This is a genomic window from Nioella sp. (assembly GCF_964229645.1).
Taxonomy (GTDB): Bacteria; Pseudomonadota; Alphaproteobacteria; order Rhodobacterales; family Rhodobacteraceae; genus Nioella.
In genome coordinates, this window is sequence record NZ_CAXREX010000067.1 from 16172 (window position 1) to 32392 (window position 16221).

Annotated in this window: 14 protein-coding genes; 4 read left to right on the plus strand and 10 right to left on the minus strand. The window is 65.5% G+C overall.

Features of this window, described 5'->3' with window-relative positions:
• Positions 1 to 15: 15 nt before the first annotated feature.
• Positions 16 to 753: a cytochrome c biogenesis CcdA family protein gene (locus ACEQXV_RS04545; protein WP_370268099.1), complete on the minus strand. Its 738-nt coding sequence runs from the start codon at positions 751 to 753 to the stop codon at positions 16 to 18.
• Between the two features lie 75 nt (positions 754 to 828).
• On the opposite strand from ACEQXV_RS04545, the gene ACEQXV_RS04550 reads away from it, so the two are divergent.
• From ACEQXV_RS04550 to ACEQXV_RS04565, 4 genes are all read left to right on the plus strand, one after another.
• Positions 829 to 1200: a thioredoxin fold domain-containing protein gene (locus ACEQXV_RS04550; protein WP_370268108.1), complete on the plus strand. Its 372-nt coding sequence runs from the start codon at positions 829 to 831 to the stop codon at positions 1198 to 1200.
• A gap of 213 nt (positions 1201 to 1413) precedes the next feature.
• Positions 1414 to 1761, plus strand: a complete 348-nt coding sequence (locus tag ACEQXV_RS04555; RefSeq protein WP_370252757.1) for an ArsR/SmtB family transcription factor — start codon at positions 1414 to 1416, stop codon at positions 1759 to 1761.
• Positions 1762 to 1794: 33 nt separating this feature from the next.
• Complete coding sequence (locus tag ACEQXV_RS04560) at positions 1795 to 2853, plus strand: YeeE/YedE family protein (protein ID WP_370252758.1); 1059 nt, start codon at positions 1795 to 1797, stop codon at positions 2851 to 2853.
• Positions 2854 to 2934: 81 nt separating this feature from the next.
• Positions 2935 to 4008 (plus strand): hypothetical protein, encoded by a 1074-nt coding sequence (locus ACEQXV_RS04565; protein WP_370268100.1) that lies wholly within the window; start codon positions 2935 to 2937, stop codon positions 4006 to 4008.
• 120 nt (positions 4009 to 4128) lie between these two features.
• On the opposite strand, the gene ACEQXV_RS04570 is transcribed toward ACEQXV_RS04565, so the two are convergent.
• The 9 genes from ACEQXV_RS04570 to ACEQXV_RS04610 form a co-directional block, all read right to left on the minus strand.
• The gene (locus ACEQXV_RS04570) at positions 4129 to 4851 is read right to left on the minus strand and encodes an alanyl-tRNA editing protein (RefSeq protein ID WP_370252761.1); all 723 of its coding nucleotides are present in this window, start codon (positions 4849 to 4851) and stop codon (positions 4129 to 4131) included.
• Positions 4851 to 7250 carry a DUF3772 domain-containing protein gene (locus ACEQXV_RS04575; RefSeq protein WP_370268101.1) on the minus strand — a complete coding sequence of 800 codons (2400 nt, stop codon included), beginning with the start codon at positions 7248 to 7250 and terminating at the stop codon, positions 4851 to 4853. Before ACEQXV_RS04575 ends, ACEQXV_RS04570 begins: the two co-directional genes overlap by 1 nt.
• Before the next feature lie 5 nt (positions 7251 to 7255).
• Positions 7256 to 8284 carry a cysteine synthase A gene (locus tag ACEQXV_RS04580; RefSeq protein ID WP_370252763.1) on the minus strand — a complete coding sequence of 343 codons (1029 nt, stop codon included), beginning with the start codon at positions 8282 to 8284 and terminating at the stop codon, positions 7256 to 7258.
• 116 nt (positions 8285 to 8400) lie between these two features.
• On the minus strand, positions 8401 to 9516 hold the full coding sequence (locus ACEQXV_RS04585) for a gamma-glutamylcyclotransferase (RefSeq protein ID WP_370268103.1): 1116 nt from the start codon (positions 9514 to 9516) through the stop codon (positions 8401 to 8403).
• 9 nt (positions 9517 to 9525) lie between these two features.
• Entirely contained in the window at positions 9526 to 9969 is a 444-nt protein-coding gene (locus ACEQXV_RS04590) for a TrgA family protein (protein WP_370268104.1), read from the minus strand.
• Between the two features lie 7 nt (positions 9970 to 9976).
• Entirely contained in the window at positions 9977 to 11188 is a 1212-nt protein-coding gene (locus ACEQXV_RS04595; RefSeq protein ID WP_370252766.1) for a class I SAM-dependent methyltransferase, read from the minus strand.
• Positions 11189 to 11246: 58 nt separating this feature from the next.
• The gene (locus ACEQXV_RS04600; RefSeq protein WP_370268105.1) at positions 11247 to 12626 is read right to left on the minus strand and encodes a deoxyribodipyrimidine photo-lyase; all 1380 of its coding nucleotides are present in this window, start codon (positions 12624 to 12626) and stop codon (positions 11247 to 11249) included.
• Between the two features lie 61 nt (positions 12627 to 12687).
• Entirely contained in the window at positions 12688 to 13914 is a 1227-nt protein-coding gene (locus tag ACEQXV_RS04605) for an aminotransferase class V-fold PLP-dependent enzyme (RefSeq protein ID WP_370268109.1), read from the minus strand.
• A 246-nt stretch (positions 13915 to 14160) separates the two neighbouring features.
• Positions 14161 to 15810, minus strand: a complete 1650-nt coding sequence (locus tag ACEQXV_RS04610) for a BCCT family transporter (RefSeq protein ID WP_370268107.1) — start codon at positions 15808 to 15810, stop codon at positions 14161 to 14163.
• Positions 15811 to 16221: the final 411 nt, after the last annotated feature.

The following is a 16221-nucleotide window of genomic DNA, read 5'->3' on the forward strand; positions in this document are numbered from 1 at the left end:
CCCAAAGACGCGGGGTTATCCAAGACCGGTGAAATTCGGCCCGTAGTCGATCATCCACTGCGCGATGACATTGATCGAATCCGTGCCGATCAGGATCGCGAATACTATCAGCAGGACGCCCATTCCCTTTTCGACCTTGCCCATGTGACGGCGAAAGCGCTGCATCCAGCGCATGAAAGGCCCCACGAAGGCCGCGGCCACGACAAAGGGCAGCGTCATGCCAAGCCCGTAGACCATGAGCAGCATCGCGCCGCGCGTGGCGGTTCCGGCATCGGCGGCCTGGAACAGGATGGCAGCCAGAACCGGACCCACGCAGGGCGTCCAGCCAAAGGCGAAGGCCAGCCCGATCACGTAGGCACCGAGGATCCCCCCACCCCGCTGCATCTGGTTGTCGGCACGCAGTTGGCGATAGAGGATCGGGATCTTGACCACGCCCAGGAAATGCAGCCCCATCGCCAGGATGATGGCCGCCGCGATCCAGCGCAGCACCGGCATCGCCTCGCGCCCGGCGCTGCCGAAGGTCGAAGCGGCCATGCCAAGCGCCATGAAGATGGTCAGGATGCCAAGGCTGAAGGCAATGGCGGGTAGAATCGCCTGGCGGCTGGCCCCGCGGGATTCACGCGCGGCGGCAAGGTCATCGGCGCTCATCCCCGCGAGGTAGGACAGGTAAAAGGGAACGATCGGCAGGATGCAAGGCGACAGGAAGGACAGCAGTCCCGCAAGGGCCGCGCCACCGAAACTGATTTCGAACACGCGTGTGCCCTCCCCCGCACTTGCCATATTCACACATTCAAAATACATTATATGTAGGAAGCGTCAATCGTGAGTATGCGAATGAATGCCAGTATCCTAGCTGCTGCCGCCTTCGTTCTGGCGGGGCTGAACACGGCCGCCATGGCCGAAACCGCGCTTGTCATGGTCGAGCAGGACGGCTGCGTCTACTGCGAGCGCTGGCATGCCGAGGTGGGGGATATCTACGACCTGACGGAATTCGCCGCCCGCGCGCCCCTGCGCATGGTTGACCTGCGCGCCCTGCCCGACGACCTGCACCTGTCATCCCGCGTGGTCTTTACGCCCACCTTCATCCTGACCGAGGACGGACAGGAGATTGCCCGCGCCGAGGGCTATGCCGGGGACGAACTCTTCTGGATGCACATGGAGCTATTGACCCGCCACCTGCCCGACGAGACCTCGCCATGAGCGCCCCGCGCGCCATCGGATCGGCTCCTGCCCGTTTCCCGGGCGGTCCGGGCGACGCGCGCTCAGGGCTGAGGCATCCGGCACTCGCCGGGCTCTGGCCTTTCGTCCAACACCCTCAAAACACTGGACGACCCCCGCAAAATCAGGCCATAAGCCCTCAAGCATCAAGCAAAGATGCCATGAACTCTGTTGGTTTGAGCGGGGCACGGGGCTATGGGCCTTCCGGCACGGTTGGAAGATCTTGAGGACGATGAGATGGAGCGGCTTGCCGAAAATGCAACCGAAGCGTCTCAGCTGCTCAAGGCTGTGAGCCATGAAGGCCGGCTGATGATCCTGTGCTACCTGGCCACCGGCGAAAAATCCGTGACCGAGTTGGAACAGCTGCTGCATGCCCGTCAGGCGGCCGTATCGCAGCAACTGGCACGGCTCCGGCTGGAGGGGCTGGTCAGCACGCGACGCGACGGCAAGACGATCTGGTACAGCCTTTCGGACCAGCGCGCCGTCAGAATTCTTGAACTTGTCTACGAGATGTTCTGTAATCCGGAGACGTCCGAGGCCTGACACTCGGGGCTTTCGACGTTTGGGAGGACGACGATGCCAGAGATTTCCGACGCGGTATTAGCCGCGCTCATCGGGCTTGCAACCGGCGTGGTGCTGGGGCTGGCGTCCCGGCTTGGCCGCTTCTGCTCGCTCGCCGCGATCGAGGACGCCACCTATGGCGGCAATGCCAATCGCCTGCGCATGTGGGGTATCGCACTTGGCGTCGCCATCCTGGGCAGCCACCTGCTGATCGCCATGGGCCTGCTGGAGCCTGCCGGCATCTTCTACCTGTCCAACTGGTCGGTGACGGGCGCCGTGGCTGGAGGGCTGCTCTTCGGGATCGGCATGGCGCTTGCGGGCAATTGCGGATTCGGTGCTCTTGCCCGGATCGGCGGCGGCGATTTCCGCTCGGGGGTCGTCGTGGTGACGATGGGGATCATGGCCTATGCCACGATCTCGGGGCCCCTGGCCCGGCTGCGCATCGCACTTTTTCCCACGACCAGCCTTCCCGATGGAGAGGCTGCGGGCATTGCCCTGTCGCTGGCCGAGGCCACGGGTCTGCCCGCGCTGGTCTTTGCCGCGCTCGTGGCGCTGGTCATGGTGGTGCTTGCCATTCGCGGAACCGACTGGTCCGAATTCCGCCGCTACGCGATCTGGGCTGCCATCGTCGGCGCGACAATCGCGGTGACCTGGGGCCTGATGCAATGGGTTCATTTCCGCAGCTTCGAAGCGATCCCGGTGACCGATCACACCTTCGCCGCCCCGATCGGGGAAACCATCCTTTTCGTCATGACATCGACCGGTTCGGGCCTGTCCTTCGGCGTGGGCTCGGTCGTGGGCGTGGTGGCCGGGGCCTTCCTGGGCAGTTCGCGCCTTGGCCATTTCCGGTGGGAAGCCTGCGACGACGCGCGCGAGCTTGGACGTCAGCTGGCCGGGGCCGCCATGATGGGCGTGGGCGCGGTCCTGGCCGGGGGCTGCTCGGTCGGACAGGGCCTGTCTGCCTTCTCGGTGCTCAGTTTCTCTGCCCCCGTGACCCTGCTTGCGATCTATGCCGGGGCCCGCATCGGGCTGCACTTCCTGATCTACGGCCAGGGTTTCCGCAACGCGGACTGAGCGTTTCCCCACAAGGCTTTGTGATCGCATGGGCTTCGCCTATGCTGCGCACCGGGGCGTGAGCGGTTTGGAGCGTGGATCATGGCAATCGACTGGGGCAAGGAACGCCAGGGCGTCTTCCTTCTGCTGGCCATGCTGGCCTGGGCCATCGGTGCCGCACCGCACCTGATGGGATGGGCGCTGTCGGGCAGCCCGCCACCCGCGTTGGAATGGAACCTGACCCACTATCACGTGAGCTACCAGGAATTCGGATTCCTCCGCAGGGGCCTTGTGGGCAGCCTCGTGGCTCCGCTCTTCGCCCTGCTGCCCGACGGGGGCCTCGGTGAATATGGCGTGATGCTGGGGCTCGACGCGGCAATCGCGGCGGGGCTCGCATGGCTGGTGGCCCGGCTCTTCCTGCCCACCGGGCCCGACGCTCCGGGCCAGAGGCTCTTTGCCGCCGCCTTTCTGATCGCGCCCGTGGGCATGATGCAGATGGGCTATGATCTTGCGCGGCTCGATCATGTGAATTTCGTGCTGATGTCGGGGGCTCTCGCGGCGGTGCTCGGCGGGCGGGCGATGCTCGCGGCCTGCCTGGTGACGCTGGCGATGCTGGTGCACGAGGCGGTGCTTTTCTACGGCGTGCCGGTGATCGTGGCCCTGGCGCTGCGCCGCTCGCTCGCAGAGGCGCTCATCATCGCCCTGCCCGCCCTTGGCGCGGCCATTGCCCTTGCGCTCTGGGGCGGCACCTCGGCAGACCTTGGCACCGCGCTGCCGCCACAGGCCGATCTCGCCGCCTCGGTCTGGACCCGCAACCTGCTGGAGCCCGCACGTGGCTTCCCGCCCCAGCACTACCTGGTGGCGGCCTACCTGGCCCTGGTGCCACTGCTGCTGCTGTGGCGCCACTACGCGCTGAACCGCCTGGCGCCCGATCTGCTGATGCTCGCCCCCGCCACGACGCTCGCCCTCTTCGTGCTCGGGGTCGATTACGGGCGCTGGTCGCACTGCCTGTTCGTCTCGGTCCTGATGGTGATCGCGGCCGCACCCCGGCTTGACCGCCAACCTGGGGCGGATCTCGCCCCCCTGCCCGTCAAGGTCGCGCTCGCGCCCTGGCTGCTCCCCCTGGGCCCGGTCGGAATCGCGCTCCTCTACCCGTTCATTCCCTGGATCGTCTGACCCTTCATTGTTCCCCAAATATCCCGGGGGTCCGGGGGCAGAGCCCCCGACGCTTCGGCGAGGGCTCCCCCTGCAAGGGGGGGCTTGAGGCGGAGCGTTCCCCGCCCCGCCGGACTCCGGTCAGCTGGCCAGGATCACGCTCACACGGCGGTTCTGGCGGCCTTTCTTCTCGATCTTGCCAAGCGTCACCTTGCCAATCTCGCCCGTGCGCCGCACATGGGTGCCGCCACAGGGTTGCAGATCGACCTGGCCCTTGCCTTCTTCCCCGATACGCACCAGCCGCACCCGGCCCGCGCCCATGGGCGGCATCACCGACATGGTTTTCACGAGGCCGGGATTGGCCTCCAGCTCCGCATCCGTGATCCAGCTCTCGCTGACCGGAAGGTCGCGGTCAATAAGCGCATTGAGCTGCCCTTGCAGGATCATCTTGTCCTCGGGCGCTTCGGGCATGTCGAAATCGAGCCGCCCCTTCTCGGCCGAGATCGCCCCTCCCGTCACCGGCAGCGGGATGACAACGGACAGCAGGTGCAGCGCCGTATGCACACGCATATGGGCAAAGCGCCGGTCCCAGTCGAGCCGCTGCTCGACCTGCCCGCCCACGGGCGGCAGGCTGCCGGGTTCGGCCGGCACCATCACGATCTCGCCGCCCTCGCCCTTGACGGTGGTGGCGATGCGCAGCCGCCCGCCCTCCCAGTCGAGCGTGCCGCTGTCGCCCGGCTGACCGCCGCCTTGCGCGTAGAACAGCGACCGGTCCAGCACCACGCCGCCTTCCTCGGTGATCCGCAGCACCGTGCCGGGGGCGGATTTACGGTAGGCGTCTGCCATGAAAAGCGGCTCTGTCATTACTGCTGGTCCTCTTGCGGCGACGCGTCTTCGGCGTCTGTCTCCGTGTCCATCGCGTCCAGGTCGGCCTGGGTCAGCACCGTGCCGGGACGCAGCGCCTCGGGGTTGCGGATCCAGATATCGCGCTGCGCGAAGGGGATCTCGATCCCGGCCTCGGCAAAGGCCTTGGCGATCTCGTGGTTCATGTCGCTCTTGACCGACAACATCCAGTTCACGTCGCGCAGGATGGCGCGGATCTCGAAATTGAGGCTGTCGGCACCGAAGCCCTGGAACACCACCTTGGGCTCGGGCTCCAGCAGCACCATGGGATGGGCCTCGGCGATCTTCTGCAAGATCGCTTCGACCTGGCGTGTATCGGTGCCATAGGCCACGCCCACGGGCACGATCACCCGGCCCGTGGAATTGTGGTGGGTCATGTTGGTGACCACGCCCGAAATCAGGTCGGCATTGGGCACGATCACGTCTGAACGGTCGAAGGTCTCGATCCGTGTCGAGCGGACCGAGATTTCACGCACGTAGCCCGCCGTGGTGCCGATCTGCACCCAGTCCCCTTCCTTGATCGGGCGTTCCACCAGCAAGATGATGCCCGAGACGAAGTTCGACACGATGGCCTGAAGGCCGAAACCGATCCCGACCGAAAGCGCACCGGCGACGATGGCGATGGAACTGAGGTCGATCCCCGCGACCGTGATCGCGATGAGCGCGGCCAGGAAGATGCCCACGTAGCCCGTTCCGGTCACCACCGCGTTGCGCCCGCCGGCATCGAGCTTGGTCTTGGGCAGGACCGAGCCGCGCAGCGTGCTCTGGATCAGGCGCGTCGCGGTGTAGCCCGCCACGAAGACGATGATGAACATCAGGAAGCTGCGCGGGCTGATATGCACGCCGCCCAGGTCGAAGCCAAGCAGCAGCTGTTCCCAAAGATCGGCCAGCTGCGCCTGACGCATACCCCAGATCAGCGCGAAGATCGGCACCGAGGCCAGCGTCAGCAGGAACCCGATCAGCGTTGGTGTCAGCGCCTCTTCCAGCCCCTCGCGCCGCCCGGTCAGCGCCCCGTAGAGATTCGTGACCAGCCGTTGCAGAACGCCCAGGATCGCCAGCAAGGACAGCGACAGCACGGCCGGAAAGAGAAAACTCGACCCGGCTGTGAAATAGCCCACGGCCGCCAGCAACGGCCCGGCAAAGCCCAGGACCACCACCGCGCGGCCCACCAGCCCATAGACCCTTGCGCGCACGGGGGCGGCTTCATCGCCGCCCGCCTCGGCCTTGGCATGAAGAACGAGGTAGCGCCCAAGCCGGGCCAGAAGCAGGCCGGTCAGCAGGACGATCGGGAAGAATACGACCAAGCGCTCGGAGGGTTCGAATACCTCGCTTTCCGCGATGGCATCCAGCAACTGGCTGACCCCCAACAGAAGGCCAAGCCAGCCCGCGGTGCGCCGACCGCGCGCCAGGATGTGATCGGGCAGATTGAGGGGGCGCGCAGCCCCCGCGCGAGAGGGAAAGACCTGCCGTCCGACCCAGAGCGCGCCTGCCACCGTGAAGGCGATGTTGGGAATGGCCCCCAGGATGACCGATCCGCGCAGGCCCACGAAGCTGCTTTCCTCCACCGCCTGCACCAGTGCCAGCACCCCTAGGGCAGGCGCGAGGTGCTGCGCGATGGACAAAAGGAAGAGCGTCAGCCGCGCCGAAGGAGAGCTTTCTTCAAGCTCCATCGGCTTGCGCATCATCCGCCCGATCCAGCGCCAGCCGCGCAGGATCAGCACCATGCCGACGATGAGGTAGAGCAGCACCACGGGGATGTTTTCGCTGAACTCGGCGCGATAGATGTCGGAGCCCCAAAGGCGGCGGTTTTCCAGCCAGAGCGCATCGAGATATTCACCCACGGCGGTGATTGCACCGGGCCAGTTGGCCGGGTTTACCGGGGCCGGTTCAAGCGTCAGAAGCGCGCCGGCCTGACGGCTGGCCAAGAGCGCGTCGATCTCGCCCACAAGCCCCTGTGCCCGGCGCAACTCGGCCTCTGCGCGACGGCCCGGGGCTTCGGCCTCCACCAGGCGTGCCGAAAGGTTGGCGCGTTCGGTGGCAATGGCCTCTGGCTCGCTCTGCCCCTCTTCGGGTGGCGGGCCGAGCGCCTCGATCTGGGCGCGAAGCGTGTCGATCCGGGCGGCGTTCGTGGTGGTGGCGGCGCGGAACTGCTCGCGCCAATCCACGATCTGCGCACGCAGGCTTTCGAAGGCAGGGTCAGAGGCGCGTTCGGAATCGATCACGCCTTCGGCGCGCTCGGCCAGCGTTGCCCACTGGGCATAGTCGATCCCGGCCGCGGGGGCGGCAGCCTGTTCCTGCGCAAGCCCCGGCCCCGACAGGACCAGAACAAGGGCGAAAAGGGCAAGAAGCCTGCGCAGCATGGCGGTTACTCGAAGACCGAGGGCAGATCGCGCGGCGCGGCATCGAGCCAGGCCGGAACCGGCAGACCCTTTTCGCGCAGGAAATCGGGGTTGAACATCTTGGACTGGTAGCGCGTGCCGTAGTCGCACAGGATGGTCACGATCGTGTGGCCCGGCCCCATCTCGCGGGCCATGCGCACGGCGCCGGCCATGTTGATCGCCGACGAGCCGCCAACGCAAATGCCCTCTTCGGCCAGCAGGTCATAGGCCATGGGCAGCGCCTCGGCGTCGGAGATCTTGTAGCTCATGTCGGGGCGGAAGCCCTTGAGGTTCGCGGTCTCGCGCCCTTGCCCGATGCCTTCCGTGATCGAGCCGCCCTCGGACTTGAATTCACCCGTGGTGTAGAAGTTGAAAACGCCCGATCCGTCGGGATCGGCAAGGCCGATCTTCACACCCTTGGGCTGCAGCGCCATGCCGACACCCGCGATGGTTCCGCCAGAGCCCACGGCACAGATGAATCCATCGACCTTGCCGCCGGTCTGGTCCCAGATCTCGGGGCCGGTCGTTTCGATATGGGCCTGCCGGTTTGCGACATTGTCGAACTGGTTGGCCCAGACCGCGCCGTTGGGCTCCGTCTTGGCCAGTTCGCGGGCCAGCCGCTCGGAATAGCGCACGTAATTGTTGGGGTTCTTGTAGGGGGCGGCGGGCACCTGCACCAGCTCGGCCCCTGCCAGGCGGATCATGTCCTTCTTTTCCTGGCTCTGGGTTTCGGGGATGACGATGACCGTCTTGAAGCCCATGGACGCCCCCACCAGCGACAGGCCGATACCGGTGTTGCCCGCCGTGCCCTCGACGATGGTGCCGCCGGGCTTGAGATCTCCCCGCGCCACCGCATCGCGGATGATGTAGAGCGCCGCGCGGTCCTTGACCGACTGGCCCGGGTTCATGAACTCGGCCTTGCCGTAGATCTCGCAGCCCGTCGCCTCGCTTAGCTTGTTGAGTCGGATAAGGGGCGTGTTGCCAACGGTGGCGGCGAGGTCTTTGTTGATTGTCATGACGGGCACTCCGTGGGGGAAGGCCATCCCGATTGGGGATGTAATAGTTTCACTTAGCAGGGATAGGCGCGCGGGCGGGCAAACTCAAGCAGGTAAGCCCCCTGGTCACGGATGCATCAGCCGCGCAGCCGGTCGCGGTTCAGCATCAGCCATTGCACCGACAGCAGGAGCGGCGCGTTGACCAGCTCGCCAGCTTCCAGCATGCCGACCAGTTCCTTGAAACCGACCAGAAGGTTGCGGATGTTTTCCCCTTCGCCCTCGATCCCGCCGATGCGTGGGGCCTCGTCGGGCAGATGGGCGATGCCCACGTAGGACACGAGGTATTGCGCCACGCCGCCCGGCGTCGGGTAGTAGCCCGCCACGTGATGCAGCGCGGACAGTTCCACATGCGCCTCTTCCATCGCCTCGCGATGTGCCGTCGCCTCGAAACTTTCCCCCGCATCGACGATGCCGGCGATCGGTTCCAGCAGCCAGGGCTGGGGGTCGCCGCTGGCATAGACGCCGACGCGCAACTGCTCGATCAGCATGACCCGGTCCTGAACCGGGTCATAGGGCAGCACAGTCACAGCGTCGGCCACCTGGAAAATCGCCCGGTCCCCGGTCTGGCCCCAGCTTCCGTCGAACCGGCGGTAGCGCGCGCGCATTTCCTCGACAGTGAAGAACTTCTCGTAGGGAATGGCGTAATGATCCAAAGCCACATCGTCCCGCGTCAAGGGCGAGGAGAGGGTCACGGGCCGCCTGCGGGCGGCAGCAGACACCTGGGCCTGCGCACGGGCACGGATGATGGGCAGGCGGTGGCCGATGTCCTCGGCGCTCATACGTCCGAAGGCCCGCATCACCTCTGCTGCCGCGATCATGGTCAGCGCCCCCCACCTGGCCTGCCAGTCGGCCAGGGACCAGGGCGCACCGGGACGCCAGGGCGCGTCGTGAGGCATGTAGACCAGTGCCTCGACCGGGCCCGCGCCGGTCTGTGCCGTCACCGTGACCAGCCTGTAGGCAAACGCGCCCTCGTAGAAATCGAGCCGCGCCACGTCGTCGTCGGAGAGACCCGCAAGCACAACCCCTTCGGCCTGCTCGCCGGGGGCCTCGATCATCATCGGAAAGCTTTCGCCTTCGGCCCAGACCACCCGGTAGCCGGGCAGGCTGGCCGCAACCGGCGCCGTGGCGCGGCCAAGCACAAGATCGAGTAGCGGCGCGTGGCGCAGCGTGCCAAAGAAGAAGAGGGTTTTCATCGGGTCAGGTCAGCTCCACCGGCGGTTCACAAGCTCGGCCAGAATGCCCGCCAGCGCGCCCCCCACGAAAAGAATAATCAGGCAGGTCGTCGCCATCAGCACCGACAGCCCGTATTCCATGAACAGTTCAATGGCCGCGATCACCGCCTCGCCCGGCCCGTCATAGCGCAGCCGGGTCGAACGGTAGAACATCTCGTATAGGCCAAAGCCGACGATGGCCCAGAAGGCGATCTGGAACGAGGTGCGCACGCCTGTCGTGATCGCCATGGAAATCCCCGCGCCCACGCGCCCTCCCATCGTCAGCCATCCCTGGAAGAGCCCCAGCACCGTCACGATGGGCACCAGCAACTGCCGGGGCTGGCCCGGCGGCAGGGTCTGAGCATAGGCCTCGGCCGCGGCATAAGCCACGACTGCGAAGAGAACGGCGGATACGAGCTTGGCGGCTGTGGGCATGGGCCTCTCAGGCGGGTCGGGTCACGGTGATCTGCGTGACATCAGTATTGCCGCTGTGAAAGCTCGATGCGCAAGAGGTGAGGTAAAAATTCCACATCCTACGGAAGCGGTCATCGAAGCCCTGGGCGCTGACCTCGTCCCATCTGTCATTGAAAGTCTCGTGCCAGCGGCGCAGTGTCTGGCTGTAGCTATCTCCGAATTCGTGACTGCCTGCGAAGGTCAGCCCGGCGCGCTCCACCTGGTCGCGCAGAACGCTCGGACAGGGCAGCATGCCACCGGGGAAGATGTATTTCTGGATGAAGTCCACGCTGCGCTTGTAGACCTTCCAGCGCGCGTCCTGCACGGTGATGATCTGCATCGCCGCCGAGGCGCCGGGTTTCAGCCGGTCGCGCACGGTGGAAAAGAAGGTGGGCCAGTATTTTTCGCCCACGGCTTCGAACATCTCGATCGAGGCGATCCCATCGAACTGGCCCCGCACGTCGCGGTAGTCCTGAAGACGGATCTCGACGAGATCGGACAACCCCTGCCGTTCCATCCGCGCCACGGCATAGTCATGCTGTTCCTGGCTGATGGTCAGCCCGGTCACCCGGCAGCCGCGCTCCTTGGCGACATATTCCGCGAACCCGCCCCAGCCACAGCCGATTTCCAGCAGGTGATCGCCGGGCTTTGCGCCGATCTTGTCGGCCAGCGCCGCGTATTTCGCGCGCTGTGCGGCCTCGGTGGATTCCTGGCCCGTTTCAAACAGCGCCGAGGAATAGGTCATCGTGTCATCGAGCCAGAGCGCGTAGAATTCGTTGCCCAGATCGTAGTGGTAGGAAATGTTCTTCTTCGCCTGCCGCTTGGAATTGCTCTGCATCCAGAAGCGCATCTTTTCATAGGCGCGCAGCAGGGCGAGGCCTGTAAAGCCGTCATAGACCTCTTCGTTATCCTCGTGGACCGCATCCATCAGCGCCTGAAGGTCCGGCGTCGACCAGCCCCCTTCCAGGTAGGCGTCGCAAAAGCCCAGGTCGCCCTCGCGGATGAGGCGCGCGAACACGTCCTCGTCATGGATTTCGCAGATCCCCACGGGCCCCGGGTTCTCCCCCTCGGCCCGGAAGGTCCGCCCGTCGGGCAGGATGAAGTCTATCCGCCCATTGCGCAGCTTCTGAACGGTCTGAAAGACCTGCGCGAAGTAGCGCGGCAGGCCGGGTTCCCCGGCTGTCGTCGTTCTTACGGTCATGTCCCATCCCCTTTGTGGGCGTTATCATGAACGCCAAGTCACCGCCCTGGCAAGAAAATTAACCTTTTAGCCCCGCATAGGCGGCCAGTGCACGTTCGCGCCCCTCGGCCAGGCCGATCATCGGGCGGGGGCTGTCGGCCAGGTCCCAGGACAGCGGGATCGCGGCGGCGAAGTCCCGCGCCCCTGCCCCCCGCAGCCAGTGATTGCGATAGACCGCGCGGCGGTCGAACTTCTCGGCCTGGGTTTCTGGATTGAAGATGCGGAAGAAGGGCGCCGCGTCGGGGCCGGAGCCTGCCACCCATTGCCACCCCATCGCGTTCGAGGCCGGGTCCCAATCGGTCAGCGTGTCGGCAAACCAGTCCATTCCAACCTGCCAATGCACCATCAGATGCTTGGTCAGGTAGCTGGCCACCAGCATCCGCGCCCGGTTGTGCATGCGGCCCGTGACGTAAAGCTCTCGCATGGCGGCGTCGACGATCTCGACTCCGGTCTGCCCGCGTGTCCAGCGCGTCGCTGCCTCGGGGTCCCGCGCCCAGGGAAAGCCGTCCCAGTCCGGCCGCCAGTTGCGGCTGAGAATTTCTGGCGAATGGAACATCAGGTGATAGGCGAATTCGCGCCAGACCAGTTCCTTGAGGAAATGCTCCGCCCCCTTGCCGCCACTGCCTTGCATGGCGCGCCAGCCTTCGTGCCAGCAGGTCCGCGGCGAGATCTCGCCATAGGCCAGCGGCTCGGACAGGCCCGAGGTTGCATCGAGATCGAGGAAATCGCGCTCGTCCTTGTAGCGCGCCGCGCGCCGGTCGAGGAATTCGTCCAGCCGGGCGCGCGCAGCCCCTTCGCCAAGCAGCAAGTGCTGGCCCACCACCGCTGCCCCCCGTTGCATCGGCGCATCAAGCGCCCAGTCCGCCAGCGTCTCGCTCTTGGGCCAGTCGGTCGGGAATGTCAGACGCGGCACCGGCAGGGGCGCAGGCACATCGCGCTCCCGCACCGCTTTCCAGAACGGGGTATAGACCCGGTAATAGCCCCCGGTTCCGGTCTCAACCGTCCAGGGTTCGAAGATGAGATGGGCGTTGAAACTTTCCGCGGCGATGCCCCGCGCCTTGAGCGACGCCTTGACCTCGCAGTCGCGCGCCTGTGCCTGCGGGTCATAGAGCCGGTTCCAGACAACCTTGGTGGCACCCGTCCGGGCAACGAGATCTGTCAGCACCTCCAGCGCATCGCCAGATCCGAGCACGAGCTGACCACCGAGGGCGGCAAAATTTTTCGAAAAATTTTCCACCGCCCGGCCCCACCGAAAGGCAGGAGCCGCCCCAAGCGCGCGTGTTTCCGTGTCGCGGATCACCACCGGGATGACCGGACGCCCCACGCAGGCCGACAGGGCCGGGTTATCGGCCAGCCGGAAATCCCGGCGCATCCAGTAGAGGATCGGTTGCTCGCTCATGTCCCCGCCTTTTTCCTTGCGTTTGTCGACAGCTAGCGCAGGGACGGCGGGGATCAACGGGTCAGATCACCTTGTCGAGCGCCCCGATCAGTTTCGTCACCTCGTCGGGGTGGGTGTAATGGGTGAAGCTCAGCCGCAGCACGCCGGGTTCAGGGTCCACGCCCATGGCCGTCAGCGGACGCACCGCGTAGAAATCGCCGCCGCCTGCCATGATGCCGTGCGGGGCCAGATCAGCCGCCGCCGCCTCGCCCGGACGGTTGAGCGCCACGGCCACCGTTGGCGCGCGCCCCTCCGCATTGGCCGGGCCGATCAGCCGGGCGGAGTTCTTCGACGACAGGTAATCCAGCAAAGGTTGCAGCAGCACCTTCTCGTGGTCGCGCATCAGGGCATGCGCGAACCGCGCCGCCCCTGCCCCGCTGGCCGGTCCGCCATGATGGGCCGAGAGCGCCTCCATGTAGTCGGCCATTCCGGCGCTTGCGGCCACCTGCGCATGGTCGGGGCCCGCCGGTGTGAACCGTTTATAGAGCGTGCCGCCGTTGAAGAAATGCCCCTGGTTGGGAAGCTTTTCCCCGATCTCGCGGCGGATCACCATGATGCCCTGGTGGGGCCCATAGGTCTTGTAGGCCGAGAAGAGGTAGATATCGGCCCCAAGCGCCGCCACGTCGACGAAGCCATGCGGCGCGTAGCTGACCCCGTCGACGCAGGTGTAAGCCCCCGCCGCCTGCGCCTGCGCGCAGATCGCGGCCACATCGTTCACTTCGCCAACCACGTTGGAACAATGCGGGAAGCAGACAAGCCGCACCTTGCCATCCGCCAGTAGCGGTGCCAGCGCGGCCGGATCGAGATGCCCGGGCTCCGGGTCGATCTGCCATTCGCGGACCTCGATCCCCTCCTCGGCCAGCCGCCGCCAGGGGCCGGAATTGGCCTCGTGATCCTGGTTGGTCACCACGATCGCCTCGCCCTCGGCCAGCCAGCGCCGCACGGCCTGCGCCAGAACATAGGTGTTCTGCGTGGTCGAGGGGCCGAAGCTCAGCTCATCCGTCGCGACCCCCATCATGGCCGCAAGCCGCGCCCGCGCCTCGTCCATTTCCTCGCCGCCGAGGCGGCTGGCCTCGTAAGGCGCATAGGGCTGCACCTTGCGCTCTGTATAGAAGCGGAAAAGCCGGTCGATCACCGGCTGGCATGTATAGCTGCCGCCTGCATTCTCGAAGAACGCCTGACCCTGCAAGGATGCCTGCGAGAATGCCGGGAACTGCGCCCGCACCCAGTCGATATCAAGGGAAGTCATCATGTCGATCCTTTGTCCTGTCACCATCCCCGGGGAAAGCTGCCCAGGGCGGGCCATCCCCATCCTGGCAGGTCTTCCAGCCGAGCCGGTGCCCCCGGACGGGATCAGCGGCAGCCCCGCGGCGAAAGGCGGGACAGGCAATGGCTACGACAGGGGCCGGGGCCGGTCAACACCCCCTGCAAGGGCTGCAAACGGAAATCCCCCGCCGGTGGCCCGGCGAAGGATCTTGTTTCCGTCGGATCTGGGTCAGCCGCGATGCACGCTTTCCACGCCGTTCTTTTCGCGGATCGAGTCGCGCCAGATCCCCTTGATCACGGCGATCCCCATCAGCATCATCACGAAACTGAAGGGCAAGGCCCCGATGACCATCGCGGTCTGGATCGCACCAAGCCCGCCAATGACGAGCAGCGCCCCCACGACCAGCGCCAGTGCCCCCCCCCAGAACAGGATATGCGGGCGGCCCTTCGGCCCCTCGTCGCCACCGGAATTGATCGTGTTCACGATCAACACCGCCGAGTCAGCCGAGGTCACCAGATAGGTCAGCAGCAGGATCACCACGATCACCGCCATCACCCAGGCCAGACCCGAGGACAGCATCACGTCGATCATCGCGAAAAGCTGCGACTGCTGGCCTGCACCGGAAATCGCATCGCCCGCGTCCCCGTTCAGAGTCAGGTCGATCGCGGTGCCTCCCACGACGGTGAACCACAGGAAGCACATCAGCGAGGGGATGATGATCGCGCCAAGCACGTATTCGCGAACTGTCCGCCCGCGCGAGATGCGCGCCAGGAACACGCCCACGAAGGGGGCGAAGGCGATCCACCAGGCCCAGTAGAACACCGACCAGCCGCCCTGCCAGCCCGAAAGCTGGCTGGCCACCGAGCCCTCGACCCCATCCGAGCGCCAAACGGTGAACAGCATTGCAGGCAGGTTCACCAGGTAGTCCACGATGCCCAGAACCAGAGCCTGAAGCCCGAAGAAGGTGGACCCGAAGACCAGGAAGAAGGCCAGCAGGAAGAAGCTCAGCCCCATGTTGATGTTGGACAGCCACTTGATGCCCTTGCCGACGCCCGACAGCGCCGACAGGGTCGAGGCCCCCATGATCACGAGCAGCGCGAAGATGATGGCCAGGGTCGAGGCGCTGCCATCCTCGGTCAGCAGCCAGTCACCAAGCCCGATCCGGTGCATCCCGGCCACGAACTGATCGACCCCGAAGCCTAGCGTCTGCGACACGCCCAGGACCGTCGCCACCACGGCCACGATATCGACCACATGGCCAAGAGTGCCCGACAGCGACCGCCCGAACAGTGGCACCAGTCCCGACCGGATGGTCAATGGCAGGTTCCGCCGATAGGAAAAATAGGCCAGCGACAGCCCGACAAGCGCGTAGCAGGCCCAGGCCCCGATGCCCCAATGCAGGAACGACCACTTGTAGGCGGGGCGCACATTCTCGGCTGACGACCCCTCGACCGTGCCCATGATCACGTCCGGGTTGGTCGCGAAGTGATACATCGGCTCGGCGGTGGCGAAGGTCAGCATCCCGATGCCGATTCCGGCCCCGAACATCATCGAGAACCAAGAGAAATTTGAAAACTCCGGGACATCTTCGGGTTTGCCAAGCCTCAGGCGCCCCGACGAGGGCATGATCGCCAGCGCGATGCAAACGATCACGAAGAACGCCACCACCCAGATATACCAGGTCGCGAAATTGGCCAGCAGGAAGCTGTTCAGCCCATTGAGGACCGAGGCCGCGTTGTCAGGGAATGCAACGGCCCAGACGATCAGTGCACCGACCAGGATCTTGGCCGTCACGGTGACATCCTTGCTGAAGCCGTCGTAGAAACCGCCCTCGGCGGTCTTGATGGGCAATTCCATCAACGGGGGTGTTTTTGCCATAGTGTACTCCTCCCACACAGGAACCGGAAAAACCGTTTTCTGATCAGGCTGACGGACTCCTCCTTTCCCTGCCGCCCCCGGGCGCGTTTTTCCGAAATGAACCGGGGCCGATCGCCTGTTCAAACCATGTTGGGTCAGCCTTGCGGCAGGACCGCACCGGTTCTTGTATAAAAACGGCACTTTCGATAGCCCGTGCGCCTCCAAAGCGCCATGGAAATGCAATCAGGGCGTGTATACTGCGGGACACACTCGCTTGTCGCAAGCTCAATGAAAAAAGGGCTCTCACACCAGACTGCCCACAGGCGCCCGGCGAAAGACAAAAAGGGAAGCGACCATGCGCCTCCCTTCATTGTTCTGGAAATATCCCAGGGGGGCGCGGGGGGAGGATCCCCCCGCGGGGGGGCGCCCCCC

Excerpts from the sequence above, each read along its gene's own strand:
- ACEQXV_RS04580 (WP_370252763.1), bottom strand. The coding sequence starts at position 8,284 with ATGACAATCAACAAAGACCTCGCCGCCACCGTTGGCAACACGCCCCTT.
- ACEQXV_RS04560 (WP_370252758.1), top strand. The coding sequence starts at position 1,795 with ATGCCAGAGATTTCCGACGCGGTATTAGCCGCGCTCATCGGGCTTGCA.
- ACEQXV_RS04595 (WP_370252766.1), bottom strand. The coding sequence starts at position 11,188 with ATGACCGTAAGAACGACGACAGCCGGGGAACCCGGCCTGCCGCGCTAC.
- ACEQXV_RS04570 (WP_370252761.1), bottom strand. The coding sequence starts at position 4,851 with ATGACAGAGCCGCTTTTCATGGCAGACGCCTACCGTAAATCCGCCCCC.
- ACEQXV_RS04600 (WP_370268105.1), bottom strand. The coding sequence starts at position 12,626 with ATGAGCGAGCAACCGATCCTCTACTGGATGCGCCGGGATTTCCGGCTG.
- ACEQXV_RS04565 (WP_370268100.1), top strand. The coding sequence starts at position 2,935 with ATGGCAATCGACTGGGGCAAGGAACGCCAGGGCGTCTTCCTTCTGCTG.
- ACEQXV_RS04590 (WP_370268104.1), bottom strand. The coding sequence starts at position 9,969 with ATGCCCACAGCCGCCAAGCTCGTATCCGCCGTTCTCTTCGCAGTCGTG.
- ACEQXV_RS04550 (WP_370268108.1), top strand. The coding sequence starts at position 829 with ATGCGAATGAATGCCAGTATCCTAGCTGCTGCCGCCTTCGTTCTGGCG.
- ACEQXV_RS04585 (WP_370268103.1), bottom strand. The coding sequence starts at position 9,516 with ATGAAAACCCTCTTCTTCTTTGGCACGCTGCGCCACGCGCCGCTACTC.
- ACEQXV_RS04575 (WP_370268101.1), bottom strand. The coding sequence starts at position 7,250 with ATGCTGCGCAGGCTTCTTGCCCTTTTCGCCCTTGTTCTGGTCCTGTCG.
- ACEQXV_RS04555 (WP_370252757.1), top strand. The coding sequence starts at position 1,414 with ATGGGCCTTCCGGCACGGTTGGAAGATCTTGAGGACGATGAGATGGAG.
- ACEQXV_RS04610 (WP_370268107.1), bottom strand. The coding sequence starts at position 15,810 with ATGGCAAAAACACCCCCGTTGATGGAATTGCCCATCAAGACCGCCGAG.
- ACEQXV_RS04605 (WP_370268109.1), bottom strand. The coding sequence starts at position 13,914 with ATGACTTCCCTTGATATCGACTGGGTGCGGGCGCAGTTCCCGGCATTC.